21 protein-coding genes are annotated in these 24,734 nt (G+C 69.8%); 13 read left to right on the top strand and 8 right to left on the bottom strand.

The window, feature by feature from the left end; all coding sequences use genetic code 11:
• Window positions 1-24: 24 nt before the first annotated feature.
• Together GGQ83_RS06070 and folE are read left to right on the top strand one after the other, a co-directional pair.
• Entirely contained in the window at window positions 25-1,566 is a 1,542-nt protein-coding gene (locus GGQ83_RS06070; RefSeq protein WP_184382820.1) for an acetolactate synthase large subunit, read from the top strand.
• Window positions 1,567-1,697: 131 nt separating this feature from the next.
• Window positions 1,698-2,342, top strand: coding sequence for a GTP cyclohydrolase I FolE (folE, locus tag GGQ83_RS06075; protein ID WP_184382821.1), 645 nt, complete (start codon window positions 1,698-1,700; stop codon window positions 2,340-2,342).
• A 17-nt stretch (window positions 2,343-2,359) separates the two neighbouring features.
• On the opposite strand, the gene GGQ83_RS06080 is transcribed toward folE, so the two are convergent.
• The 6 genes from GGQ83_RS06080 to GGQ83_RS06105 form a co-directional block, all read right to left on the bottom strand.
• Window positions 2,360-2,803 (bottom strand): GNAT family N-acetyltransferase, encoded by a 444-nt coding sequence (locus GGQ83_RS06080; RefSeq protein ID WP_184382822.1) that lies wholly within the window; start codon window positions 2,801-2,803, stop codon window positions 2,360-2,362.
• Window positions 2,803-3,534, bottom strand: a complete 732-nt coding sequence (gene dapB / locus GGQ83_RS06085) for a 4-hydroxy-tetrahydrodipicolinate reductase (protein ID WP_184382823.1) — start codon at window positions 3,532-3,534, stop codon at window positions 2,803-2,805. Before dapB ends, GGQ83_RS06080 begins: the two co-directional genes overlap by 1 nt.
• The gene (dnaJ, locus tag GGQ83_RS06090; protein WP_184382824.1) at window positions 3,531-4,673 is read right to left on the bottom strand and encodes a molecular chaperone DnaJ; all 1,143 of its coding nucleotides are present in this window, start codon (window positions 4,671-4,673) and stop codon (window positions 3,531-3,533) included. Before dnaJ ends, dapB begins: the two co-directional genes overlap by 4 nt.
• Before the next feature lie 100 nt (window positions 4,674-4,773).
• The gene (gene dnaK / locus GGQ83_RS06095) at window positions 4,774-6,690 is read right to left on the bottom strand and encodes a molecular chaperone DnaK (RefSeq protein WP_184382825.1); all 1,917 of its coding nucleotides are present in this window, start codon (window positions 6,688-6,690) and stop codon (window positions 4,774-4,776) included.
• A gap of 141 nt (window positions 6,691-6,831) precedes the next feature.
• The gene (locus GGQ83_RS06100) at window positions 6,832-7,515 is read right to left on the bottom strand and encodes a J domain-containing protein (protein WP_184382826.1); all 684 of its coding nucleotides are present in this window, start codon (window positions 7,513-7,515) and stop codon (window positions 6,832-6,834) included.
• 6 nt (window positions 7,516-7,521) lie between these two features.
• Window positions 7,522-8,235 carry a VWA domain-containing protein gene (locus GGQ83_RS06105; protein ID WP_184382827.1) on the bottom strand — a complete coding sequence of 238 codons (714 nt, stop codon included), beginning with the start codon at window positions 8,233-8,235 and terminating at the stop codon, window positions 7,522-7,524.
• A gap of 124 nt (window positions 8,236-8,359) precedes the next feature.
• Here GGQ83_RS06105 and GGQ83_RS06110 point away from each other — a divergent pair, with 124 nt between their 5' ends.
• On the top strand, window positions 8,360-10,186 hold the full coding sequence (locus tag GGQ83_RS06110) for a hypothetical protein (RefSeq protein WP_184382828.1): 1,827 nt from the start codon (window positions 8,360-8,362) through the stop codon (window positions 10,184-10,186).
• A 54-nt stretch (window positions 10,187-10,240) separates the two neighbouring features.
• Here GGQ83_RS06110 and GGQ83_RS06115 read toward each other — a convergent pair whose 3' ends face one another.
• Both GGQ83_RS06115 and GGQ83_RS06120 read right to left on the bottom strand, forming a co-directional pair.
• The gene (locus GGQ83_RS06115) at window positions 10,241-12,514 is read right to left on the bottom strand and encodes an NADP-dependent malic enzyme (protein WP_184382829.1); all 2,274 of its coding nucleotides are present in this window, start codon (window positions 12,512-12,514) and stop codon (window positions 10,241-10,243) included.
• 46 nt (window positions 12,515-12,560) lie between these two features.
• Window positions 12,561-13,295, bottom strand: coding sequence for an urease accessory protein UreH domain-containing protein (locus GGQ83_RS06120; protein ID WP_184382830.1), 735 nt, complete (start codon window positions 13,293-13,295; stop codon window positions 12,561-12,563).
• 243 nt (window positions 13,296-13,538) lie between these two features.
• Between GGQ83_RS06120 and pstS the strand changes: the two genes are divergently transcribed.
• The 10 genes from pstS to GGQ83_RS06170 all read left to right on the top strand — a co-directional run bounded on the left by pstS (window position 13,539) and on the right by GGQ83_RS06170 (window position 24,730).
• Window positions 13,539-14,606, top strand: coding sequence for a phosphate ABC transporter substrate-binding protein PstS (gene pstS, locus GGQ83_RS06125; protein ID WP_242534994.1), 1,068 nt, complete (start codon window positions 13,539-13,541; stop codon window positions 14,604-14,606).
• A gap of 71 nt (window positions 14,607-14,677) precedes the next feature.
• On the top strand, window positions 14,678-15,649 hold the full coding sequence (pstC, locus tag GGQ83_RS06130) for a phosphate ABC transporter permease subunit PstC (protein WP_311727373.1): 972 nt from the start codon (window positions 14,678-14,680) through the stop codon (window positions 15,647-15,649).
• A 10-nt stretch (window positions 15,650-15,659) separates the two neighbouring features.
• Window positions 15,660-16,562 (top strand): phosphate ABC transporter permease PstA, encoded by a 903-nt coding sequence (gene pstA / locus GGQ83_RS06135; RefSeq protein ID WP_184382832.1) that lies wholly within the window; start codon window positions 15,660-15,662, stop codon window positions 16,560-16,562.
• Between the two features lie 58 nt (window positions 16,563-16,620).
• Window positions 16,621-17,421, top strand: coding sequence for a phosphate ABC transporter ATP-binding protein PstB (gene pstB, locus GGQ83_RS06140; protein ID WP_184382973.1), 801 nt, complete (start codon window positions 16,621-16,623; stop codon window positions 17,419-17,421).
• Between the two features lie 11 nt (window positions 17,422-17,432).
• A complete protein-coding gene (gene phoU / locus GGQ83_RS06145) occupies window positions 17,433-18,158 on the top strand; it encodes a phosphate signaling complex protein PhoU (RefSeq protein WP_184382833.1) in 726 nt (241 codons plus the stop codon).
• Window positions 18,159-18,172: 14 nt separating this feature from the next.
• Window positions 18,173-18,889, top strand: coding sequence for a phosphate regulon transcriptional regulator PhoB (gene phoB / locus GGQ83_RS06150; protein ID WP_184382834.1), 717 nt, complete (start codon window positions 18,173-18,175; stop codon window positions 18,887-18,889).
• A 91-nt stretch (window positions 18,890-18,980) separates the two neighbouring features.
• Window positions 18,981-21,065, top strand: coding sequence for a 3-hydroxyacyl-CoA dehydrogenase NAD-binding domain-containing protein (locus GGQ83_RS06155; RefSeq protein ID WP_184382835.1), 2,085 nt, complete (start codon window positions 18,981-18,983; stop codon window positions 21,063-21,065).
• Window positions 21,066-21,077: 12 nt separating this feature from the next.
• Window positions 21,078-22,280, top strand: coding sequence for an acyl-CoA dehydrogenase family protein (locus GGQ83_RS06160; protein ID WP_184382836.1), 1,203 nt, complete (start codon window positions 21,078-21,080; stop codon window positions 22,278-22,280).
• A gap of 7 nt (window positions 22,281-22,287) precedes the next feature.
• Window positions 22,288-23,433: an acyl-CoA dehydrogenase family protein gene (locus GGQ83_RS06165; RefSeq protein ID WP_184382837.1), complete on the top strand. Its 1,146-nt coding sequence runs from the start codon at window positions 22,288-22,290 to the stop codon at window positions 23,431-23,433.
• Between the two features lie 82 nt (window positions 23,434-23,515).
• Window positions 23,516-24,730 (top strand): ABC transporter substrate-binding protein, encoded by a 1,215-nt coding sequence (locus tag GGQ83_RS06170; RefSeq protein ID WP_184382838.1) that lies wholly within the window; start codon window positions 23,516-23,518, stop codon window positions 24,728-24,730.
• Window positions 24,731-24,734 lie beyond the last annotated feature (4 nt).

Here is a 24,734-nt window from a genome sequence, read left to right on the forward strand (position 1 = left end):
GTCCAGTTCAGAGGGGAATACGCGGTGAACGGTGCGGAAAGTCTGGTCCACAGCCTGTTGAAGAGCGGTGTCGAGGTGTGTTTCTCCAACCCCGGCACGAGCGAGATGCATTTCGTCGCCGCGCTGGACCGCATTCCCGGCATGCGCTGCGTGCTGGGCCTGCAGGAGAACATCGTCACTGGCGCCGCCGATGGCTATTGGCGCATGGCCGGCAAGCCCGCCGTCACGCTGCTGCATTGCGGCCCGGGTCTGGCGAACGGCCTGGCCAACCTTCACAACGCGCGCCGCGCTCGGTCGGGGATCGTGAACTGCGTGGGCGACCAGGCCACCTATCACCGCCCCTATGACGCCCCGCTGACGGCCGACACCGAAGGCTTCGCGCGCGGCGTCTCGCAATGGGTGCGGACCACGAGCAAGGCCGCCGATGTGGGCGCGGACGCGGCCGCCGCCGTGCAGGCCGCCCGCACCTCGCCCGGGCAGGTCGCGACGCTGATCCTGCCGTCGGACACCTGCTGGGATGAGGGCGGCACCGTCGCCGCCGCCCTGCCCGTGCCCGCCGTGCCCCAGGCCGACCCGCACGCCATCCGCGCCGCCGCCCGCGTGCTGCGCGAGAAGAAGAACGTGCTGCTGCTGCTGGGCGGCTCCATGGCGCTGACCCAGGCGGCGCAGGAGGCCGCGCAGCGGATCGTGGCGCACACCGGCTGCGATATCCTGGCCGAGACCTCCAACGCCCGTTTCCAGCGCGGCCAGGGCCGCATGCCGCTGGAGCGCGTGCCCTATCCGGTGGACCTGGCCATCCAGCGCCTGTCCAAGGTGGAGCACCTGGTGCTGCTGGGCTCCAAGGCGCCGGTGGGCTTCTTCGCCTATCCCGGCAAGCCGTCGAAGCACTACCCGGAGAATGCCAGCATCACCGTGGCCTGCCGGCAGGAGCAGGATGCGCTGGCCGCGCTGACCGCGCTGGCGGAAGAACTCGGCGCGCCCAAGGTCGCCATCGGCTCCAATGGCGAGAAGCCCGAGGTGGCGCGCGGCGCGCCCTCGCCCGAGGGCCTGGCCCGCACGGTGGCCGCGCTGATGCCCGAGGACGCGATCATCGCCGATGAATCCGTGAGCTACGGCCGCGGCTTCTTCCCCGCGACCCATGCGGCCGCCCCGCATGACTGGCTGCAGATCACGGGTGGCGCCATCGGCTGCGGCATGCCGCTGGCCACGGGGGCTGCCATCGGCGGCGGCGGGCGGCGGGTGATCAACCTGCAGGCCGATGGCTCGGCCATGTACACCCTGCAGGCGCTCTGGACCCAGGCGCGGGAGCAGCTGCCCGTGACCACCATCCTGTTGTCCAACCGCAAGTATCAGATCCTGCTGGGCGAGTACCAGAATGTCGGCGCCAACCCCGGCCGCGTGGCGATGGACATGATGGATCTGGGCAACCCGGACATCGCCTGGGCCAAGCTCGCGCAGTCCATGGGCGTGGAGGCGGCGACCGCCACCACGCTCGACCAGGTGGCGGACCTGATGAGCCAGAGCTTCGCCCGCCCTGGCCCCTTCCTGATCGAACTCATGATCTGACCTGACGGGAACGGGAGGCACGACTGCATTTCCTGTGGTTGCGCTTCGTGCCCCCCGCCCCAAATGCGGCTTCGACATTGATGGCGGGCGCGGATGATCCGGCCCGCCGGAACCGAGGAATTTCCGCGCACATGAACATCCAGGTGCCCACGACCGCCCTTCCCGCCGACGAGAAGGCCTCGGCCATCGCCCGGCCGAGCCGCGCGGAGGCCGAGGCCGCCGTGCGCACCCTGCTGCTCTGGGCCGGCGACGACCCGGACCGCGAGGGTCTGGTGGACACGCCCGCCCGCGTCGCCCGCGCCTATGAGGAATTCTTCGCGGGCTATGACAGCGACCCCGTCGAGATGCTCGCCCGCTCCTTCGAGGAGACGGATGGCTATGACGAGATGGTGGTGCTGCGCGACATCCGCCTGGAAAGCCATTGCGAGCACCACATGGTGCCCATCATCGGCAAGGCGCACATCGCCTACCTGCCGAGCGGCCGCGTGGTTGGCATCAGCAAGCTGGCACGGGTGATCGAGACCTACGCCAAGCGCCTCCAGATCCAGGAGAAGCTGACGGCGCAGATCGCGAACACCATCGAGAGCGTGCTGAAGCCCAAGGGCGTGGCCGTCGTCATCGAAGCCGCGCACCAGTGCATGACCACCCGCGGCATCCACAAGCCAGGGGTGACGATGGTGACCTCGCGCATGCTGGGCGAGTTCCGCAGCAATGACGCGACGCGCCGGGAGTTCCTGGCGATGATCGGCGGGTCGCGCGGGCCGCTGGAGGGCTAACCCTCCAGCGCGGCCACCTACGGCGCCATGTCGTAGGTGATCCACCAGGTGCGCTTGGCCAGCCGGTCATAGACGCCACGGCCGCGGTAATTGTCGTCGGCCGTGATCCAGCGGACGGTGGACCAGCCCTTTTCCCGCGCCAGCGCGCGCAGGTGTTCCAGCAGCGCATCGGCCACGCGCTTGCCGCGCTGCGACGGGTCCACGAAGAGGTCGTCCAGGAAGCAGCCGGTGCTGGCCGAGAGCGGTCGCGCGAAGGCGCGGTAATGGGCGAGGCCGACGGCGCGGCCGGCCTCGTCCTCGGCCACCACGGCGTTCACCTCATGCGCGGGGTCATGGATCCAGGCCCAGACCTTCGCGCGCATCTCGGGCGTCTGCGTCACCTTGTAGAATTCGGCATAGCCCGCGTAGAGCCGTTCCCAATCCGCGCGGTGGCGTTCGGCGAGCGGGACGATCTGCACCATCACAGCCCCAGCACGTCGTTCATGGAATAGAGGCCCGGGTTGCGGCCCTGCAGCCACAGCGCCGCCCGCACCGCGCCCGTGGCATAGGCGCGGCGGTCGAAGCTGCGGTGGGTCAGCGCGATGTGCTCGGAGCCGGCGGCAAAGAGCAGCGTGTGCTCGCCCACCACCTGGCCGCCACGGAGTGCCGCGAAGCCGATGGTGCCGGTGCCGCGCGCGCCGGTGTGCCCGTCGCGCCCGGATTCGCGGCCGGCCTGCTCCAGCGTGGTGCCACGCCCGCGCGCCACGGCGCGGCCGATGGCGACCGCCGTGCCGGAGGGCGCGTCCACCTTCCGGCGGTGGTGCATCTCCACGATCTCGGCATCGTATTGCGCGCCCGGCAGGGCGGCGGCGAGTTTTTCCGCGAGCGCGATGACGAGGTTCACGCCCGTCGCGAAATTGGCGGCGTAGACGATGGGGGCGCGCTTCGCGGCTTCAGCCACCGCGGCCTCCTCCTCGGCGGAGAGGCCGGAACTGCCGAGCACCAGGCCCTTGCCCGTCTCGGCCGCCAGGGCGGCATGCGCGGCGGCGGCGTGGGCGTGGGTGAAATCAATCACCACGTCGCTGGCGGCGAAGAGGGCACGGGCGTCATCCCCGCGTCTCGTGCCGCCCGCGAGGGTGGCGCCGGCGGCTTCCACCTCCTCGGCCAGAAGCGTGCCCATGCGGCCGGCGATGCCGGCGATCCCGATCTTCATCGTCCCAGCCCGTCCCAGAATTCCTTGACCTTGGCGAAGAAGCCCTCGCTTTCGGGGCTGCCGCCCTTGGAGGCCTCGGCCTCGAAGGCCTCCAGCAACTCGCGCTGCCTGGGCGTCAGGTTCTGCGGCGTCTCGACCACCACCTGCACATACATGTCCCCGCGCGCGGCGGAACGCAGCACGGAGAAGCCCTTGCCGCGCAGGCGGAAATTGTCGCCCGTCTGGGTGCCGGCGGGGATCTTCACCGAGGCGCGGGAGCCATCAATCGAAGGCACCTCCACCGCGCCGCCCAAGGCCGCCTGCGTCATCCGCAGCGGCACGCGGACCATGATATTGGGCCCCTCGCGCTGGAAGATCGGGTGCGCGTGCACGCCGATATCCACGTAGAGGTCGCCCGCCGGCGCGCCGCGCAGCCCGGCCTCGCCCTCGCCCGAGAGGCGGATGCGCGTGCCGTCCTCCACCCCTGCCGGAATGGTCACGTTCAGCGTGCGGTCGCGCTGCACGCGGCCGGCGCCCTGGCAGACCTTGCAGGGGTTCTTGATGATCTGGCCCGAGCCGTTGCAGGTGGGGCAGGTGCGCTCGATCAGGAAGAAGCCCTGCTGGGCGCGCACCTTGCCCGCGCCGCGGCAGGTGCCGCAGGTCTGCGAACTGGGCTTGCCGCCTTCGGCCCCGGTGCCGGTGCAGGCCTCGCATTGCACGCTGCTGGGGACGCGGATGGTCTTCTTGGTGCCGGCGAAGGCCTCTTCCATGGAGATGTGAACCTCCTGCCGGAGGTCCGCGCCGCGCCCGCTGGCGGCACGCCCGCCGCCGCCGCGCCCGCCGAAGCGGCCGAACATCTCCTCGAAGATGTCCTCGAAGCCGCCGCCGCCGAAGGGATTGCCGCCGCCACCCCCGCCGCCGCCGCCCATGCCGCCCTCGAAGGCCGCATGGCCGAAGCGGTCATAGGCCGCGCGCTTGTCGGCGTCCTTCAGCGTGTCATAGGCCTCGTTCACCTCCTTGAACCGGCCCTCGGCGTCGGCGTCGCCCTGGTTCCGGTCGGGGTGATATTTCATCGCCAGCTTGCGGTAGGCCTTCTTGAGGTCGTCCTCGGACGCCTCCCGGCCCACGCCGAGCACTTCGTAATAGTCGCGCTTGGCCATGGTTCAGCCGCTCCCGCGAGAAAAGGTCGAAGAAGAGACGCCCGGACCATCGCTGGCCCGGGCGCGGTGTCACTCAGGCAGGGGTGCCCGCCCGTTCACCTCAAGCCTGGGGCTTCTTCTTGTTCGGGTCCACTTCCTCGAACTCGGCGTCCACCACCTTGTCCTTCGGCGCACCGCCGGGGGCGGCGGGCTCCTCGGCGGCGGGCGCCGCCTGTTCGGCCTTGTAGAGGGCCTCGCCCATCTTCATCGCGGCCTGGGAGAGCTTCTCCGCGGCCGCGTTGATCGCGTCCACATCGCCGCCATCCATCACGCCGCGAGCTTCGGCCAGCGCCGCCTCGGCCTCGGCCTTCTCGGCGGCCGGCACCTTGTCGCCGCTGTCGCGCAGAGTCTTGTCGGTGGAGTGGACCAGCGCGTCCAGGCTGTTGCGGGCCTCGACGGTGGCGCGGCGCTTCTTGTCGGCGTCCGCGTTCGCCTCGGCATCGCGCACCATCTTCTCGATGTCGCTGTCCGACAGGCCGGACTTGGCCTGGATGCGGATGTTCTGCTCCTTGCCGGTGGCCTTGTCCTTCGCGCTGACGCTGACGATGCCGTTCGCGTCAATGTCGAAGGTCACTTCCACCTGGGGCACGCCGCGCGGCGCGGGCGGCAGGCCGGTCAGGTCGAAATTGCCCAGCAGCTTGTTGTCCGCCGCCATCTCGCGCTCACCCTGGAACACCTTGATGGTCACCGCGGTCTGGTTGTCGTCGGCCGTGGAGAACACCTGCGACTTCTTGGTCGGGATGGTGGTGTTGCGGTCAATGAGGCGCGTGAACACGCCGCCCAGCGTCTCGATGCCGAGCGAGAGCGGGGTCACGTCCAGCAGCAGCACGTCCTTCACGTCGCCCTTGAGCACGCCGCCCTGGATGGCGGCGCCGATGGCGACCACTTCGTCCGGGTTCACGTTGCGCGCGGGCTCCTTGCCGAAGAAGCGCTTCACCTCCTCGATGACCTTGGGCATGCGCGTCATGCCGCCCACCAGGATCACCTCGTCAATTTCGCCCGCCGTCAGCCCGGCATCCTTCAGCGCCTGCTTGCAGGGCTCCAGCGTGCGGGAGACGAGGTCATCCACCAGCGCCTCCAGCTTGGCGCGGGTGAGCTGCATGACCAGATGCTTCGGGCCCGAGGCGTCGGCCGTGATGAAGGGCAGGTTGATCTCGGTCTGCTTGGACGAGGACAGCTCGATCTTCGCCTTCTCGCCGGCTTCCTTCAGGCGCTGCAAAGCGAGCTTGTCGCCGCGCAGGTCGATGCCGTTCTCCTTGCGGAATTCCTCCGCCAGGTAGTCGATGATGCGCTGGTCGAAATCCTCGCCGCCCAGGAAGGTGTCGCCGTTGGTGGACTTCACCTCGAAGACGCCGTCGCCGATCTCCAGCACGGACACGTCGAAGGTGCCGCCGCCGAGGTCATAGACCGCGATGGTGCCGCTGGTCTTCTTGTCCATGCCGTAGGCCAGCGCGGCCGCCGTCGGCTCGTTGATGATGCGCTTCACCTCGAGGCCCGCGATGGCGCCGGCCTCCTTGGTGGCCTGGCGCTGGGCGTCGTTGAAGTAGGCGGGGACGGTGATGACGGCTTCCGTCACCTTCTCGCCGAGATAGGCCTCGGCCGTCTCCTTCATCTTGGTCAGCACCATGGCGCTGATCTGCTGGGGGGCGTATTTCTTGCCCTCGATCTCCACCCAGGCGTCGCCATTGTCGGCCTTCACGATGTTGAAGGGGGCGAGGCCCTTTTCCTTCTGCACCATGGCGTCTTCGAACTTGCGGCCGATCAGGCGCTTGACGGCATAGAGGGTGTTGGTCGGGTTGGTGACGGCCTGGCGCTTGGCGCTCTGGCCCACCAGACGCTCGCCGTTCTTCGCGAAGGCGATCATGGAGGGGGTGGTGCGCGCGCCCTCCGCGTTCTCCAGCACCTTGGCCTCGCCGCCTTCCATGATGGCGATGCAGGAATTGGTGGTGCCGAGGTCGATACCGATGACTTTGCTCATATGAGCCTGCTCCCGTGCGGCGGCTCAACCCCGGCCCTGGCAGGCACCGGGCAGAGCCCCTTGGTGGTCCGCGCCCCATGCGCGGTCTCTGTCTGGTGCCTATGTATTGAGCAGCGATGGGCGCGACAAGGGTGGCCCCGCTCAACCCAGCAACAAATCGCGGGCTTCGTTGACGCGCGAGGCCATCCAGTCGCTGCCGCCACGGTCGGGGTGGGCCGACTGCATCAGGCGGCGATGGGCCGCGCGGATTTCGGTGGGCGAGGCGCCCTCCATCAGGCCCAGGATGGCCAGGGCCTCGTCGCGCGTCATGGGGCCGGTGGCGGGGCGGGGCGGGGGTTCCTGCCGCCATTCGGGGTTGGTCCGGTCCAGCCAGGCTTCCAGCAGCGGCACGCTGTCGGGGTCCTGGCTCGCGCATTCGGCCATGAGGTCCATCAGGGCCACGCGGTCCAGCGCCGCGAGGTCCTGCCCCGCCCAGGGGCCACGGCGCACCTGGCCCGACATGGCGCCGGTCGCGATCTCGAGCCGCATGGTGAGCGTGGCGGTCTCGACCACCGTGGCGCCCTCGTCGCCGGGTGGACCCGTGAAGGCGCGACGCGCGCGCCAGCGCCGGAAGGCCTGGGCGATGGCCGGGCCGAACATGAAGGCGGCCCAGAGCGCGCTGACCCCGCGCCCCGTCGCCAGCAGCACCACGAAGAGCACCAGCCCCGCCGCCCCCAGCCCCCAGACGAGGGATTTCCTCACCGTCCCGGGGCTCGCCGAAATGAACAGATAAAGGAAGGTGATCGCCACCAGGAGGAAGATGGCGCCGGCCGCCAGCCAGACCATCTGCGGCTACCTCCCTGCCGGATTCTGGGGCGCGGGGAGCTGGCCCGCGATGGCGCGGGCGCCACGTCCGGGCAGGCGGGTGAGCGCCGCGCGGCCGCCGGCGGCGAAGACGGCGACCGCGCGCAGCAGGTCGCGCAGGGCCTCGGCGCTGCCGGCGTCGAAGGGCGCCCAGGCGCCGCCCGAGACCTTCGCGATCTGCCGGAAGCCCATCTCGGCCGCGCGGTCGCCGCCCTCCTGGAAGCAGAAGACGGGCGTGCCGTGCAGGCCAAGCTGGCCGGCGGCGTGGCAGGCGGGGTCCACTTCCTCCTCCAGCGCGTCGCCCACCAGGACCAGGGCGTTCACGCGCTCGCGCCGGGTTTCATTCAGCGCGTGTTCCAGGCAGCGCAGCACCTGGGTCTGCCCACCCAGCACCGTCACGCCCGACATGCGCCGCGCCAGTTCCATCGTGTCGGTCAGGAAGGGGGTGGCGGCGAATTCCTGGTAGCCGCGCCAATAGGCGAGCTGGACGGAAAGCCCCCCCAGGTCGCGCGTGGCCTGGAACATCTCGGCCTGGAGGTGGCAGGCGCGGTCCCAGGCGGGCTGGCGCGAGGCGGTGGCGTCCACGGCGAAGATCAGCCTTCCACGGCGCGCGCTGGTGGGGCGCACGGCGGGCATGGCCTCGACCTTCCTCAGGAAGGCCGCGACGGCCGGGTTCGCGGGCTTGGCGGGAAGCTGGCTCATCTCACTACCAAGGTGGGGGCGCGGGCGCCGGGCGCAAAGCCCCGGAATTCGCGGTACACGCATTGCGGGTGGCGCCTTCGGGCGTTCTGGTCTTTGATCGGAACAACTGACGAAGGAGGTCAACATGCGGAACGCCACGCGCTGGATGCCCGCCCTGGTTGTCGCGACGGGCCTGGCCCTCGCGGGCGGGGCGGCCGCGCAGAAGCAGCCGGATCCGCCGCCAGCCGCAGGCGGAAAGGGCGGACCCGCGGCCGGTGCGCAGAGCCAGAAGCTGCACCTGACGCCGCCGCCGCCCGTCGGGCGCGCACCCCAGACGCAGCCACGGCAGGCGCAGCCCGCGCCCCCGCCCCAGCCACGTGAAGCCCAGCCACGCCAGACCCAGCCACGGCAGGCCCAGCCCGGAACGGGGCCCCAGGCCAGCCAGAAGCTGCACCTGACGCCGCCGCCGCCCATCGGCCAGGCGCAGCCCCGCCAGCCGCAGCCCCAACCCGAGCCCCGCCAGGCGCAGCCGCAGCAGCGGCCGGCCCAGCCCGGGACGGGGCCGCAGGCCAGCCAGAAGCTGCACCTGACGCCGCCCTCCATCGCGCCGGACCCGCGCGGCCCGCGCCCCGGCTCGCGCACGCCCAATGAGCGGGAGGCCCAGCGCCAGGCACCCAACCCGTCCTGGCCCGCCATGCCACCGCGCATGGACAATGAGCCGGCCGCGCTGGCGACCTTGCGGGAACTGCTCTCCGACGACGTGCAGGTGGGCTATGGCGAGGCCCGGCAGGAGGGCGAGGTGCTGACCCTGCGCGACGCCGACCTGCGCCGGGGCGCCGAGCGCATCCTGGTGCAGGAGCTGATCCTGGAAGCGCCCGGCGCGGAGGGGCTGCGCCGTGGCGAGGCGCGCAACCTCCGCTTCGAGTCGCCCGAGGCGGCCGTTACGCTGGAGCGGCTGGAGATCGGGGGGCTGGCCATGCTGGCGCTGCGCCCCGGCCAGGAGCCCCGCGATCGCGAACCCGACCAGGTCGCGCTGGAGAACCTGCGCGTCTCGGGCCTGGAGGTGCGGGAAACGGGCGGCACGCGGGTCACTCTCGCGCAGTTCGACCTGTCGGGCTGGCGGGCCGGGCAGGCCGGCCGCGTGGGCCTGGAGGGGCTGCAGGTGGGCCTCACCGGCGCGCCCGTGGACCAGGTGCGGGTGGCCTCGGCATCGGTGGAGGGGCACGACATCGCGGCGCTGATGACCTCGGCCGTGCGGAGCGAGGCGCCGAGCGCGCCCCCCGCCGGGCGCCAGGTCTATCGGGTGCAGGGCGTGCAGGTGATGCGCGGCGACCAGAGCGTGGCCGGCATGGGCCGCTTCCTCATCGAGGGCGAGACCCGCGCGGATGGCTTCAGCGGCGGCCGCATCGCGGTGAACGAGGTGGTGGTGGAACGCACGCCGGAGACGGCCATGGTGCTGGACGTGGTGGGCCTCGACCGCCTGTCCATGGACCTCACCATCGACGCTTCCTGGACGCCCGAGAATGAGCGGCTGGACGTCTCCGCCTTCGCCTTCGGCGTGCGCGACCTGGGCGCGCTGGCCCTGGGCTGGAGCATGGAGGGGGTGAACATCGAGAACCCCGGCGGCAACCCCGAGGCGGTGCGCCTGCTGCAGGCCCAGCTGCGCTATGCCGACCAATCCCTTTATGAGCGCACGCTGGCCGACCAGGCCCGGCGCCAGAACATGACCCCCGCCCAGGTTCGCGACCAGCACCGCGAGATGGTGACGGCGGCGCTGACCGGCCCCGCGCCCGACCCCGGGCTGGACGGGCTGCGCGAGGCGCTGCTGCGCTTCGTGGCCGGGCAGGCGCGCGAGGTGGAGATCATCGCCCGCCCGCCCGCGCCGGTGACGCTGGATGCCGCCCAGGCCGCGATGATGCAGGGCCCCGCCGCTGCCGTCGCCCTGCTGGGGGTGCGGGCCACCGCGCGCTAGCGTCTGATCGCGTTTGGCGGAATCGCCAAAGGCGTGAATCAGTCGCTGTGGCGTCTATCCTTGGGCGCGCGCCGCCTGGCTGCCGGCCACGGCGGCGAGGTTCGCGATGCCGCGCGCCGTGACGCTCGGAACCAGCACGTGCACGGGCTTGTTCATGCCCAGCAGCATGGGCCCCACCTGCAACCCGTCGCTGACCGCCTTCACCAGGTTGAAGGCGATGTTGGCGGCATCGAGGTTGGGGAAGACCAGCAGGTTCGCCATGCCCTCCAGCTTGGGGTCCGGCACGGCGCGGGCGCGGATGGCGGGCACGATGGCCGCGTCGCCATGCATTTCGCCATCCACCTCCAGCTCCGGCGCGGCGGCGCGGATCAGGGCCAGGGCGCGGCGCATGCGGCGGGCGCTCTCGGCCCCCGAGGCGCCGAAGGAGGAATGGCTCAGCAGCGCGACCTTGGGCACGATGCCGAATTCGCGCACCTGCTCGGCCGCCAGCAGCGTCATTTCGCAAAGCTGCTCGGCCGTGGGTTCCAGCATCAGGTGCGTGTCCACGAAGAAGAGCGTGGCGCCCTGGCTGATGACGGCCGACATGGCATAGGCGCGGCTGACATCGGCGCGCTTGCCGGTAACAGCCAGCACATGTTCCCACTCGCGCATCCAGTCGCCGCGACCGCCGGCGATGACGGCATCGGCCTCGCCCCCCTCCAGCAGCAGGCAGGCGGCGACGGCGGGGCGGGAGGCCACGCGGCGCTCGGCCGCCGGGGGCGTGATGCCGCGCCGCCCCACCTTGGACTGGTAGAGGGTGACGAGGGGGGCGAAGAAGGCCGGGTCCTCCTCCGGGTGCAGCACGCGCACGCTCTCGCCCAGCGCCATGCGCAGGCCGAGTGCCTGGACGCGCGCGGCCACCACCTCGCGCCGGCCGATGAGGATGGGCTCGGCCGTGCCCTCGTCCAGCACGGTCTGGACGGCGCGGAGCGTGCGCTCATCCTCGCCCTCGGCGAAGACGACGCGGGCGGGGCGGCGGCGGGCCAGTTCCTGCACCGGGCGCATGAGGTTGCCCGAGCGGAAGACGAAGCGCGTGAGCTCCTGCCGGTAGGCGACGAGGTCCGCGATGGGGCGACGGGCCACGCCGCTGTCCATGGCGGCCTTGGCCACGGCCGGCGCCACCTCCAGGATCAGGCGCGGGTCGAAGGGCTTGGGGATGATGTAGTCCGGCCCGAAGACGGGCGCCGTGCCCCCATAGGCCGCGGCCACCACCTCGCTCGCTTCCACGCGGGCGAGGGCTGCGATGGCCTCGACGGCGGCGACCTTCATCTCCTCGTTGATGGTGGTGGCCCCGGCATCCAGCGCGCCGCGGAAGATGAAGGGGAAGCAGAGGACGTTATTCACTTGGTTGGGATAGTCCGTCCGGCCCGTGGCCACGATGGCGTCGGGGCGCACGGCGCGCACCGCTTCGGGCAGGATCTCGGGCTCGGGGTTGGCGAGCGCCAGCACCAGCGGCTTCGGCGCCAGCCGCGCCAGCCATTCCGCCTTCAGGATGCGGGGGGCGGAGAGGCCCAGGAACACATCCGCGCCGTCCAGCACCTCCTCCAGCCGGCGGGCATCGGTGGGCTGGGCGTAGCGTGCCTTGTAGGGGTCGGTGTTGGGGCGGCCGGCATAGACCACGCCGTCAATGTCGCAGACCGTCACGTTCTCGCGTCGCAGGCCCATGGTCACCAGCAGGTCCAGGCAGGCCAGGGCCGCCGCGCCGCCGCCGGTGTTGACCAGCTTCACCTGGTCCAGTGTCTTGCCCTGGATGAGCAGCCCGTTGCGGATGGCGGCGGCGACGATGATGGCGGTGCCGTGCTGGTCGTCATGGAAGACCGGGATGTTCATACGGGCACGGAGCTGCGCCTCGATCTCGAAGCATTCCGGGGCCTTGATGTCTTCCAGGTTGATGGCGCCGAAGCTGGGCTCCAGGGCGGCCACGGTTTCCACGAAGCGGTCCACCTCGCGCGCCTCGACCTCGATATCAATGGAATCGATGCCGGCGAAGCGCTTGAACAGCACCGCCTTGCCTTCCATCACGGGCTTCGACGCCAGCGCGCCGATCGCGCCCAGCCCCAGCACGGCGGTGCCATTGGTGATGACGGCCACCATGTTGCCGCGGGCGGTGTATTCCCAGGCGGCGTCGGGGTTGGCGGCGATCTCCTCGCAGGCGGCGGCGACGCCGGGGGAATAGGCCAGGGCCAGGTCGCGCTGGCTGGCCATGCGCTTGGTCGGCTCGACGGTGAGTTTCCCCGGCCGCGGGAAGCGGTGATAGTCAAGCGCGGCGCGGCGGAAATCATCGTCCATGGCGTGCATCCTTCGTGACACGCCTGTTATTCGGCAAGCGCGCGCGTCAGGCAACCAGCCTGATGGCCAGCACCGACAGCACCACCGCGTTCAGGCCGAACAGCGCCAGGCTGGCCAGGCGCAGCCCCGGCCCGAAGGCGTGGCGCGCCAGGCGCCCCAGGAAGGCCACGGCCATCAGCGCCGGTGCGGTGCCGGCCACGAAGGCCAGCATGGCCAGCCCCCCGGCCAAGGCGCTGCCCGAGGCCGCCGCACCGGCAAGCGCCGCATAGAGCAGCCCGCAGGGCAGGGCGGAGAGCAGCAGCCCCAGCCGCACCCCGCGCCATCCGGTGGGGGCGGCCAGCAGCGCGCCCATGCGCCGTTCAAGTGCCACGGGCAGGCGGGGCGCGGGCAGGCGGGGCAGCAGGGCGGCGAGCGTGGACGAGGCCTGGGCCAGCATCAGCAGCGCCGCCAGGCCGAGCAGCCCCGCCGCCAGCCAGCGAAACCCGCTGGCCTGGGCCAGCAGCCCGCCCAAGGCCCCGGCCAGCAGGCCGAGCGCCGTGTAACCCATGGCCCGCCCGAGGTGATATGGCAGCAGCGTGGCCCCGGAGAGCCGCCGCAGCACCCCGCCCGCCAGCGTCGAATCGGCCGTGGCGGCGGATTGGGCCAGCACGAAGGGCCCGCACATGGTGGTGCAGTGCGTCAGCCCCCCCGCCAGCCCGGCAAGGAACAGCACGCCCATCAGCGCCGGAATGCCGGCGGGGCCGAGGGCAGTCAGGTCATGCAGGCAGTCGGCGAACATCATGGCGCTTGTGCCCGTCCCGGCGCATGGCTGCCTTGCGCAGGATCAAACCCGGCGCGGCGTGGCGCGAAAATTTTCAGCTTGTGCCGGGGCTTGCACCGGTTGCACGGATAGGTTGCGAAAAGGTCTATGTCATCGAAGCTTCACAAAAGTGAAATGCCGAGGTCGCACACCCCCCCTAAGGCAGGGTGCGAGACGGGCAGCCCTCCAGGCAGCCTCGACCAAAAGTTCCTGATGGAGATGCCTATGAACCGCCGTTCCTTGCTCGCGCTCAGCGCCAGCGCCCTGGCCGTCCCCGCGATCATCCGCCCCAGCTTCGCGCAGCAGGCGACCATCACCGGCGCCGGCGCGACCTTCCCCCGGCCCCTGTATGACCGGTGGTCGGCCGCCGCCCGCGAAGGCGCCGGCATCTCGCTGAACTACCAGTCCATCGGCTCTGGCGGCGGCATCAACCAGATCGCGGCCCGCACGGTGGATTTCGGCGCGACCGACGCGCCGCTGACCGAGGCCCAGATGGCCGAGCGCAGCCTGTTCCAGTTCCCGACCGTGATGGGTTCGGTGGTGCTGACGGTGAACCTGCCGGGCGTCGCCAACCACGCGCTGCGCCTGACGCCGGAAATCATCACCGAGATCTTCTTCGGCCGCCTGAACCGCTGGAACGACCCGCGCATCGTCGAACTGAACCGCGACCTGCGCATCCCCAACATCCCCGTCTCGGTCGGCTACCGCGCCGATGGTTCGGGCACGACCTGGGCCTGGACGAACTACCTCTCGCGCATCAGCGAAGAGTGGCGCACGGGCCCGGGCTTCGGCACCTCCGTCCGCTGGCCGGCCGGCAATGGCGCGCGCGGCAATGAGGGCGTGTCGAACATCGTCCGCAACACCCCGGGCGCCATCGGCTATGTCGAGAACGCCTATGCGGTGGTGAACCGCCTGATCACGACGCAGATCCGCAACAAGGCGGGCAACTTCGTCCGTCCGGTGAACGAGAGCTTCGTGGCCGCCGCAGGCGCCGCCGACTGGACCGTGCCGACCATGGCGCCGGACACCATTGATCTGTCCGGCCCGAATGTGTGGCCGATCACGGTGGGCACCTACATCATGCTGCCGACCAACCCGGTGGCCGACCGCGTCGAGGGCAGCCGCAACACCATGCGCTTCTTCGACTGGGCCTTCCGCAACGGCAGCCAGGCGGCGTCCTCGCTGGAATACATCCCGCTGACCACCGCGACGCATGACCTGATCCGCAGCCGTTGGGCCCAGGCCATCAAGGACCCGCAGGGCCGCCCCATCTGGACCGGCGCCGCCGGCTGATGCAACGAGGGGGCCGGTCCTGAAAAGGGCCGGCCCCTTCTCCCTTCCCGAACCGCATCGCGCGAGGTTCCGTGTCCGCCAGCACCATCAAGGCACCGCCCATCGGCGCGCGCCGCAAGCCGGGGGAACTCGGCGACAAGATATTCCAGTGGATGTGCGTGGGTGCGGGCGGCTTCGTGCTGATCCTGCTGGGCGCCATTATCGTCACCCTCTTCCTGGGCGGCCTGCCGGCTTTCGAGCGCTTCGGCGCCGAGTTCATCTGGGGCACGATCTGGGACCCGGTGGAGGGGCAGGAGGAGTTCGGCGCCGGCGTCGCCATCCTGGGCACCGTCACCTCCTCGGTGCTGGCCATCATCTTCGCGGTGCCCGTCGCCTTCGGCATCGCCTTCTTCCTCACGGAGCTGTCGCCCCCCTGGCTCAAGCGGCCCATCGGCACCGCGATCGAGCTGCTGGCGGCCGTGCCCTCCATCATCTACGGCATGTGGGGCCTGTTCGTCGTCGTGCCCTTCGTGCAGATGCACATCCAGTTCGCCTTCGGTGACCAGCTTGCGGCCATCCCGCTGATCGGCTTCCTGTTCCAGAGCACGAACTTCGCCGGCACCTCGCTGTTCTCGGCCTCGATCGTGCTGGCCATCATGATCCTGCCCTTCATCGCCGCCACCATGCGTGACGTGTTCGACCAGGTGCCGCCCGTCTACAAGGAAAGCGCCTATGGCCTGGGCGCGACCCGCTGGGAGGTGATGACCGGCGTCGTCATCCCCTACACCCGCATCTCGGTGGTGGGAGGCATCATGCTGGGGCTGGGCCGCGCGCTGGGCGAGACCATGGCCGTCACCTTCGTCATCGGCAACGCGAACCGCATCGCGACCTCGCTGTTCGACAGCACGACGACCATCGCCTCGGTCATCGCCATGGAATTCCCGGAAAGCCTGACGGGCAGCCTGCAGCAATCGGCGCTGTTCGCCATCGGCTTCCTGCTCTTCGTCATCTCCTTCTTCGTGCTGGCGCTTTCCCGCTACCTCCTGCGTCCCCGGCTGAAGTGAGGGCCGACCGATGAGCACCACCACCGCCACCATCATGGCCTCGCGCAACATCGAGCAGCAGCGCAGCCTGGGCCGCCGCCGCAAGTTCGTGGACAAGCTGGTCATGTATTTCTGCCTCACCGCCACGGTGGTGGGGCTGTTCTTCCTGCTCTCGATCATGGGCACGCTGCTGTGGCGCGGCCTGATCGCGCTGGACCTGATCGTCCTGACGCAGGAATTCCAGCCGACCCGCTATGGCGATGACAGCCTGCCCAAGGGTGGCCTGATCCATGCCATCGTGGGCAGCCTGATCCAGACCAGCATCGCCACCGCCATCGGCACGCCCATCGGGCTGCTGGTGGGCACCTATCTCTCGGAATACGCGGGCAAGTCCAAGTTCGGCTACGCGGTGCGCTTCATCTCGGACATCCTGCTCTCGGCGCCCTCCGTGCTGATCGGGTTGTTCATCTACCAGCTGGTGGTGCTGCCGCAGGGCGGGTTCTCGGGCTTCGCGGGCGCGCTGGCGTTGGCCATCATCGTGATCCCGGTGGTGGTGCGCACCACGGAGGACATGCTGCAGCTCATCCCCAACACCCTGCGCGAGGCGGTGGTGGCCTTGGGCGCGCCCAAGTGGAAGATGATCACGCTGGTGGCGTGGCGCGCCGCCATCTCCGGCATCATGACGGGCATCCTGCTGGCCTTCGCCCGCATCATGGGCGAGACGGCGCCGCTGCTGCTGACCAGCTTCGGCAACAATATCCTCAGCACCGACCTCAGCCGCGCCATGGCCAGCCTGCCGGTGTCCATCTACCAGCAGGCCAATTCGGGCTTCCCCGACCTGATCGACATCGCCTGGTCCGGCGCGCTGCTGGTGACACTGGGCGTGCTGTTCATCAACATCATCGCGCGTGTCGCGCTGCGCAAGCGCGCCTGACCGGAAGGCCACAGCCATGAACGACCACACCCAGCCCGTCGCGGACGCCGGCCCGAGCATGAGCGGCCTGCAGGCCCGCTCCAGTGCCAAGCTCAACAGCGTGGCGCGGATTTCCGTCCGCAACCTCGACTTCGTCTATGCGGAGGGCCTGCCCAAGGCGCTGAAGGGCATCAACCTCGACATCCCGGACCGCCAGGTGACGGGCATGATCGGCCCCTCGGGCTGCGGCAAGTCCACGCTGCTGCGGGTGCTGAACCGGATGTACAGCCTCTACCCCGGCCAGAAGGCGATGGGCGAGGTGATGATGGACGGCCGCAACCTGATTGACGCCGGCGTGGACATCAACGAGCTGCGCTCCAAGATCGGCATGGTCTTCCAGAAGCCCACGCCCTTCCCCATGACCATCTACGAGAACATCGCCTTCGGCGTGCGCCTGCACGAGAAGCTGTCCAAGTCGCAGATGGACCAGCGGGTGGAATGGGCGCTGTCGCGCGCCGCCATCTGGGGCGAGGTGAAGGACCGGCTGAACACCAACGCCATGGGCCTCTCGGGCGGGCAGCAGCAGCGGCTGTGCATCGCGCGCACCATCGCGGTGCGGCCGGAGGTGATCCTGTTCGACGAGCCGACCTCGGCGCTCGACCCCATCAGCACGCTCAAGATCGAGGAGCTGATCGACGAGCTGAAGCAGGACTTCACCATCGTCATCGTGACGCACAACATGCAGCAGGCGGCGCGCTGCGCCGACCAGGTGGCCTTCTTCTACCTGGGCGAGCTGATCGAGGTCTCGCCGGCCGCGGAGATGTTCACCGCGCCGAAGGAACAGAAGACCCAGGAATACATCACCGGCCGGTTCGGCTGAGGACGCAGGACATGCCCAACACCTCCCCCCAGCACATCGTCCGTTCCTATGACGACGACCTGAAGCGCCTGCTCGAGATGATCTCGCGCATGGGCGGCCTCGCCGAACGCCAGGTGGCCGACAGCGCCCAGGCGCTGATGCGCCGCGACACCGAGCTTGCCGCCGATGTGGTGCAGCGCGACGCCGCGCTCGACGAGATGGAGCGCGAGGTCGAGGCCTTCTGCGTCCGCCTGCTGGCGCTGCGCCAGCCCATGGCGCAGGACCTCCGCCTCATCATCGCCTGCATGAAGATCAGCCAGGACCTCGAGCGCATCGGCGACTACGCGCGCAATGGCGCGAAGCGCGCCATCGTGGTGTCGCAGCAGCCGAGCCTTGGTTCCTTCAACGGCTTCGCCCGCATGGCGGAGATGGTGCAGGAAAACCTGAAGGACGCGATCGACGCGCTGGTCGAGGGCGACGCCGCCAAGGCCGATGCGGTCTGGGCCGCGGATGCGCCGATTGATGGCATCTACAACGGCATCTTCCGCGAGATGCTGACCTTCATGATGGAAGACCCGCGCAACATCACCTCCGCCACGCACCTGCTCTTCATCGCGAAGAACATGGAGCGCATCGGCGACCACGCGACCAACATCGCCGAGCGCGTGCATTTCGCCGTGCTGGGCAAGATGCTGACGGAAGAGCGCCCGAAGGCGGATGTCTCGGCCTCCGCCGTCGTCCGCCCGCCGGGCGAGTAACGAAGGACATGTCCATGGCCGAAGCTCTCGGCGCGAATGGCGGCAAGCCCTCCATCCTGGTGGTGGAGGACGAGGCGCCCCTGCTGGCCCTGCTGCGCTACAATCTGGAGCGCCAGGGCTTCCATGTGGACGAGGCGACGGACGGGCAGGAGGCCCTGCTCCGCATCGCCGAGGCCAAGCCCGACCTGGTGCTGCTGGACTGGATGCTGCCGGCCATGTCCGGCATCGAGGTCTGTCGGCAAATCCGCCGCCGCCCCGCCACGCGCGACCTGCCCGTGATCATGGTGACGGCCCGCACCGAGGACCAGGACGCGGTGCGCGCGCTGGACACGGGGGCGGACGACTACATCGCCAAGCCCTTCGCCGTGGAGGCGCTGATGGCGCGCATCCGCGCGCTGCTGCGGCGCTCCTCCACCGTCGCGGCCAAGGGCAGCCTGAGCTACCAGGACCTGCTCATGGACCAGGACGCCCACCGCGTGACGCGGGCCGGGCGGGCGCTGCACCTCGGCCCCACGGAATACCGGCTGCTGGAATTCTTCATGTCCCATCCGCGCCGTGTGTTCACGCGGGAACAGTTGCTGGACGCGGTCTGGGGGCGGGATATCCATGTGGAGTTGCGCACGGTGGACGTCCATATCCGACGCCTCCGCAAGGCCATCAACGGCGACAGCGACATGGACCTGATCCGCACCGTCCGCTCGGCCGGCTACGCCCTCGACGCGGAGGGCTGAAGCGCCCCGGAACACCCTTCGGCCCCGTTGACACCCCGCGGCCCCGGTTCGACACTTGGGCATGAAAACGAAGCAAGACGGGGAAGACGCCATGGCCGAAGAGCGGTTTGTGGAGCATGCGCGCGACGGCGACATCCATATCCTCCGGATCGCCAACCCCCCGGTGAACACGCTGCGGACCGGGGTCCGCGCCGGGCTGCATGCGGGGATCGCGGCGGCGCTGCGCGAAGGCGCGCGCGCCATCATCCTGATGGGCGAGGGGCGGATGTTCTCGGCCGGCGCCGAGATGACGGAGTTCAACAAGCCCCGCCAGCCGCCCAGCCTGCCCGAGGTCTTCGAGGCCATCGAAACCAGCAAGGTGCCGGTCATCGCCGCCATCCATGGCAGCGCGCTGGGCGGCGGGCTGGAACTGGCGCTGGTGTGCCATGCGCGCGTGGCCTCGCCCACGGCCATGGTGGGGCTGCCCGAGGTGAAGCGCGGCTTCGTGCCCGGCGCGGGCGGCACCCAGCGCCTGCCGCGGCTGATCGGCGGCGAGGCGGCCCTCAAGATCATCGTGGGCGGCGACCCCGTCTCGGCCGTCGAGGCGCAGAAGCTCGGTTTCATTGATGCCGTGCTGGAAGGCCCGCTGGAGGCCGCGGCGGTGGAATGGGCGCGGCAGAATTCCGGCCGAAGCTTCACCCTGGCCCGCAAGCGGGACGACAACATCAAGGGCGCGGACCTCGCTTCCTTCGACGCGCTGGCGGCGAGCCTGCTGAAGCGCACGCGCGGGCAGGAAAGCCCCAAGGGCTGCGCCCAGGCCGTGCGCGCCGCACTCACCGGCAGCTTCGAGGACGGGCTGAACACCGAGCGCGAAATCTTCCAGAAGCTGGTGGCCGGCGAGCAGAGCTTCGCGCTCCGTCACATCTTCTTCGGCGAGCGCGAGGCGGCCCGCGTGCCCGACATGCCGGCCGAGACGCACCCGCTGCCCGTCAAGCGCGCCGTCGTCATCGGCGGCGGCACCATGGGCGGCGGCATCGCGATGAGCTTCGCGAATTTCGGCATCCCCGTGACCATGGTGGAGCAGACCCAGGAGGCGCTCGACCGTGGCCTCAAGAAGTGCGAGGCGAACTGGGAACGCACGCTGAAATCCGGCCGCCTGTCCGAGGCCGACTACGCCAAGCGCCGCGCCCTGCTGACCGGCAGCACCGACATGGGCGTGGTGGCCGAGGCCGACCTCGTCATCGAGGCGGTGTTCGAGGACATCAACGTGAAGAAGGAAATCTTCGCGAAACTGGACGCCATCGCGCGGCCGGGTGTGGTGCTGGCCTCCAACACCTCCACGCTGGACATCGACGCCATCGCCTCGGCCACGAAGCGGCCGGAGCTGGTGGTGGGGATGCATTTCTTCTCCCCCGCCAATGTCATGAAGCTGCTGGAGATCGTGCGCGGGAAGGCCTCCTCCTTCGAGGCCATCGCGACGGCCATGGATGTCGGCAAGCGCATCGGCAAGGTGAACGTGGTCGTCGGCAATTGCGATGGCTTCGTGGGCAACCGCATGACCGGCAAGCGCGGCTTCCAGCTGGAACGCCTGCTGCTGGAAGGCGCTCTGCCGGCCGATATTGATCGCGCCATGGAGACCTACGGCATGGCCATGGGGCCTTGTGCCACGGGTGACCTGGCGGGCCTCGACATCGGCGCCGCCGTCCGCAAGGCGCGCGGCACCAAGGCCCCCATCGCTGATGCGCTGGTCGCTGCCGGCCGCTACGGCCAGAAGACCGGCAAGGGCTGGTACATGTATGACGAGAAGCGCACCCGCCTGCCCGACCCGGAGGTGGAGCGCATCATCGTCGAGATGAGCGAGCAGCACCAGGTGAAGCGCCGCAAGATCGAGGACGCCGAAATCCTGGAGCGCATGCTGCTGCCCATGGTGAACGAGGGCGCGCGCATCCTGGAGGAAGGCATCGCCTCCCGCGCCGTGGATATCGACGTGATCTTCTGCAACGGCTTCGGCTGGCCGGCCTGGCGTGGCGGCCCCATGTTCTGGGCGGACCGCATGGGCCTCAAGGCCGTGCGCGACCGGCTGGCCCAATACGCCGAGGCGACCAACGACCCCAACCTCAAGCCCGCCGCCCTCATCGAGAAGCTCGCCGCCGAGGGCGGCAGCTTCGCCGCGATGGGCGCGAAGCGGGCGGCATAGGAGAGAGACCCCATGGAACTCCGCTTCACCGATGAGGAGCGCGCCTTCCGGCAGGAGGTGCGCGACTTCCTCGCCGCCGAATGCCCGGACGCCACGCGCCAGCACATGATCGCCGGCAAGTCCCCCACCAAGGAGATGGTGGTGGAGTGGCAGCGCAAGCTGAACAAGCGCGGCTGGGCCGCCCCCGAATGGCCGAAGGACCATGGCGGCCCCGGCTGGACGCCCGCGCAGAAGTACATCTTCCGCGAGGAGCTGCAGATGTGGCCGGCGCCCTCGCCGCTCGGCTTCAACATCAACATGTGCGGCCCCGTGATCATCGAGTTCGGCACGCCGGAGCAGAAGGCCCGCTTCCTGCCGCGCATGCTGAACCTGGACGACTGGTGGTGCCAGGGTTTCTCCGAACCCGGCGCCGGTTCGGACCTGGCGGGTCTCAAGACCCGCGCGGTGCGTGATGGCGACCATTGGGTCATCAACGGCCAGAAGACCTGGACCACGCTGGCGCAGCACGCCGACTGGATCTTCGTCCTCGCCCGCACCGACCCCGCGGCGAAGAAGCAGGAGGGCATTTCCTTCTTCCTCGTGGACATGAAGACGCCCGGCATCACCGTGCGCCCGATCGTCACGATCGAGGGCGGGCATGAGGTGAACGAGGTCTTCTTCGACGATGTGAAGGTGCCGCTGGATCACCTCGTCGGCCAGGAGAACAAGGGCTGGGATTGCGCCAAGTTCCTGCTGGGCAATGAGCGCTTCGGCCAGGCCCGCGTGGGCGCCAGCCGCGAGCGCATCCGCCGCCTCAAGATCATCGCGCGGGAGACGATGGACGGGGACCGCCCCCTCATCGAGGACCCCGAATTCCGCCGCCAGATGACCGAGATGGAAATCGAGCTGAAGGCGTTGGAAATGACGGTGATGCGCGTCATCGCCAACGAAACCAAGCGCGCCGGCACCGGCAAGCCCGACCCCGCGACGTCGGTGCTCAAGATCAAGGGCACCGAGATCCAGCAGGGGGTCTCGGAGCTGCTGATGAAGGCCGCCGGCCCCTATGCCTGGGTGGATGGCGACCCCGACGCCGAGGGCACGAACGAGTGGGACGTGGCGCCCGACTGGGCCTTCGGCCTGGCTGGCGTCTACTTCAACTGGCGCAAGCAGAGCATCTACGGTGGGTCCAACGAGATCCAGCGCAACATCATGGCGAAGGCCTTCCTGGGCCTCTGAGGATCACATGGACTTCGACCTGAACGAATCCCAGGGGATGCTGCAGGACAGCGTCCGCAAGCTGCTCTCGGACAAGTATGGCTTCGAGAACCGCAAGGCCTATCTCGCCAGCGAGACGGGCTGGAGCCGCGACCTCTGGGCCCAATACGCCGATCTTGGCCTGCTGGGCCTGCCCTTCGACGAGGAGGATGGCGGCTTCGGCGGCGGCGGCGAAGAAGTGATGATCGTGGCGGAACAGATGGGCCGCCACATCACGCTGGAGCCCTGGCTCAGCACTGTCGTGCTGGGCGGCGGATTCCTGCGCCATGGCGCGGCGGCGGACCTCCGCGCCGACATGGTGGCGGGGGTGGCCGGCGGCGGCGTGCTGCTGGCCTTCGCCCAGCAGGAGCGCCAGTCGCGCTATGACCTGCACGATGTCGCGACCACCGCGAAGAAGGATGGCGCGTCCTGGGTCATCACCGGCCGCAAGGGCATGGTGCTGCATGGCGACACGGCCGACCACTTCATCGTGACGGCGCGCATCTCGGGCAACCGGCGCGACAAGGGCGGCATCGGCGTCTTCCTGGTGCCCGCCAAAGCCGAGGGTGTGGCCGTGCGCGGCTTCCGCCAGGTGGATGGCAGCCGCGCGGCCGAGGTGGAGTTCAGCGACGCCCGCGCCGAACATGCGCTGGGCACGCCGGAAGACGGCCTGGCCCTCGTGGACAAGGTGGTGGACGAGGCCATCGCGGCCCTGGCCGCCGAGGCCATCGGCGCCATGGACGTGGTCCATGCCATGACGCTGGACTACATGAAGACGCGCCAGCAGTTCGGGAAGCCCATCGGCAGCTTCCAGGCCCTGCAGCACAAGGCCGCGGACATGCTGGTGGCGATCGAGCAGTCGCGCTCCATGGCCTATTTCGCCACCATGGCCGCCCGCGATCCGGATGCGGCGGAGCGCCGCCGCAACATGCACGCGGTGAAGGCACAGATCGGCCGGTCGCAGCGCCTGGTGGGGCAGGAGGCCATCCAGCTCCATGGCGGCATCGCCATGACGATGGAATACGCCGCCGGCCACTACTTCAAGCGGCTGACGGTGAACGAGGCCAGCTTCGGCGACACCGACTTCCACCTGCGCTCGCTCTCCGACCTGGGCGGGCTGGTGCAGGCCGCCTAACACCTTACCGCCGCACCGCATTTCCTGTTGCGGTGCGGCGGGGCTCTTGCTTTGCTGCGCGCCTCAGCCCCGGAGGCCCGCCATGACCATCGCCCTGCCACGCCGCGCCGCTCTGCTGGGCGCCGCCGCCACCTTGGCCGCTCCTGCGGTTCACGCGCAGGAAGGTCCGATCCGCATCGGCGAGATCAATTCCTATTCCGCGCAGCCGGCCTTCCTCACCCCCTACCGCAACGCCTGGATGATGGCGCAGGACGAGGTGAACGCGGCCGGCGGCATCAATGGCCGCCGAATCGAGACGGTGTTCCGCGACGATGGCGGGCGGCCCGAGGACGCCGTGCGCCATGCCGGCGAGCTGGTGAACAATGAGCGCGTGGCGCTGCTCTCGGGCGGGTTCCTGTCCAATGTGGGCCTGGCCGTGGCGGACTTCGCCAACCAGAACCGCCGCCTCTACGTGGCGTCCGAGCCGCTGACCGACGCGTTGGTCTGGGCGCGTGGCAACCGCTTCACCTTCCGCCTGCGTCCCTCGACCTACATGCAGTGCGCCATGCTGGTGGAGGAGGCCGCCAAGCTGCCCGCCCGGCGCTGGGCGACCGTCGCGCCCAACTACGAATACGGGCAGTCGGCCGTGCGCTGGTTCAAGGAATTGCTGACGCGCGCCAAGCCCGATGTGCAGTTCGTGGCGGAGCAATTCCCCGCGCTCGGCCGCATTGACGCGGGGGCCACGGTGCAGGCGCTGGCCGGCGCGAACCCCGAGGCCATCTTCAACGTCACCTTCGGCGCGGACCTCACCAACTTCGTGCGCCAAGGCAGCACGCGCGGGCTGTTCGAGCGCCGCAGCGTCGTCTCCCTGCTGACGGGCGAACCCGAATACCTCGACCCGCTGGGCGACGAGGCGCCGGAGGGCTGGATCGTCACCGGTTATCCGTGGGAGGAGCTGAACACGGAAGGCCATACCCGCTTCCGCGAGAATTACCGCCGGCGCTTCAACACCCATCCGCGCCTGGGTTCGGTGGTGGCCTATGACACCGTCTCGGCCATCGTCGCCATGCTGCGGAAGTCGGGCGGCACCGGGACCGACGCCATGATCGAGGCGATGCGCGGCCTGACCTTCCCCACCGCCTTCGGCGAGGCCGAGGTGGAGTTCCGCGCCATCGACCATCAATCCACGCTGGGCGCCTATATCGGCCGCACGGCGCTGCGCCGCGGTCGCGGGGTGATGGTGGATTGGCGCTATGCCGATGGGCGCAACTACCTGCCCACGGATGAGGTGGTGCGCACGCTGCGTCCGCAGGGCTAGTCCA

The organism is Roseococcus suduntuyensis, assembly GCF_014196305.1.
Classification (GTDB): domain Bacteria; phylum Pseudomonadota; class Alphaproteobacteria; order Acetobacterales; family Acetobacteraceae; genus Roseococcus; species Roseococcus suduntuyensis.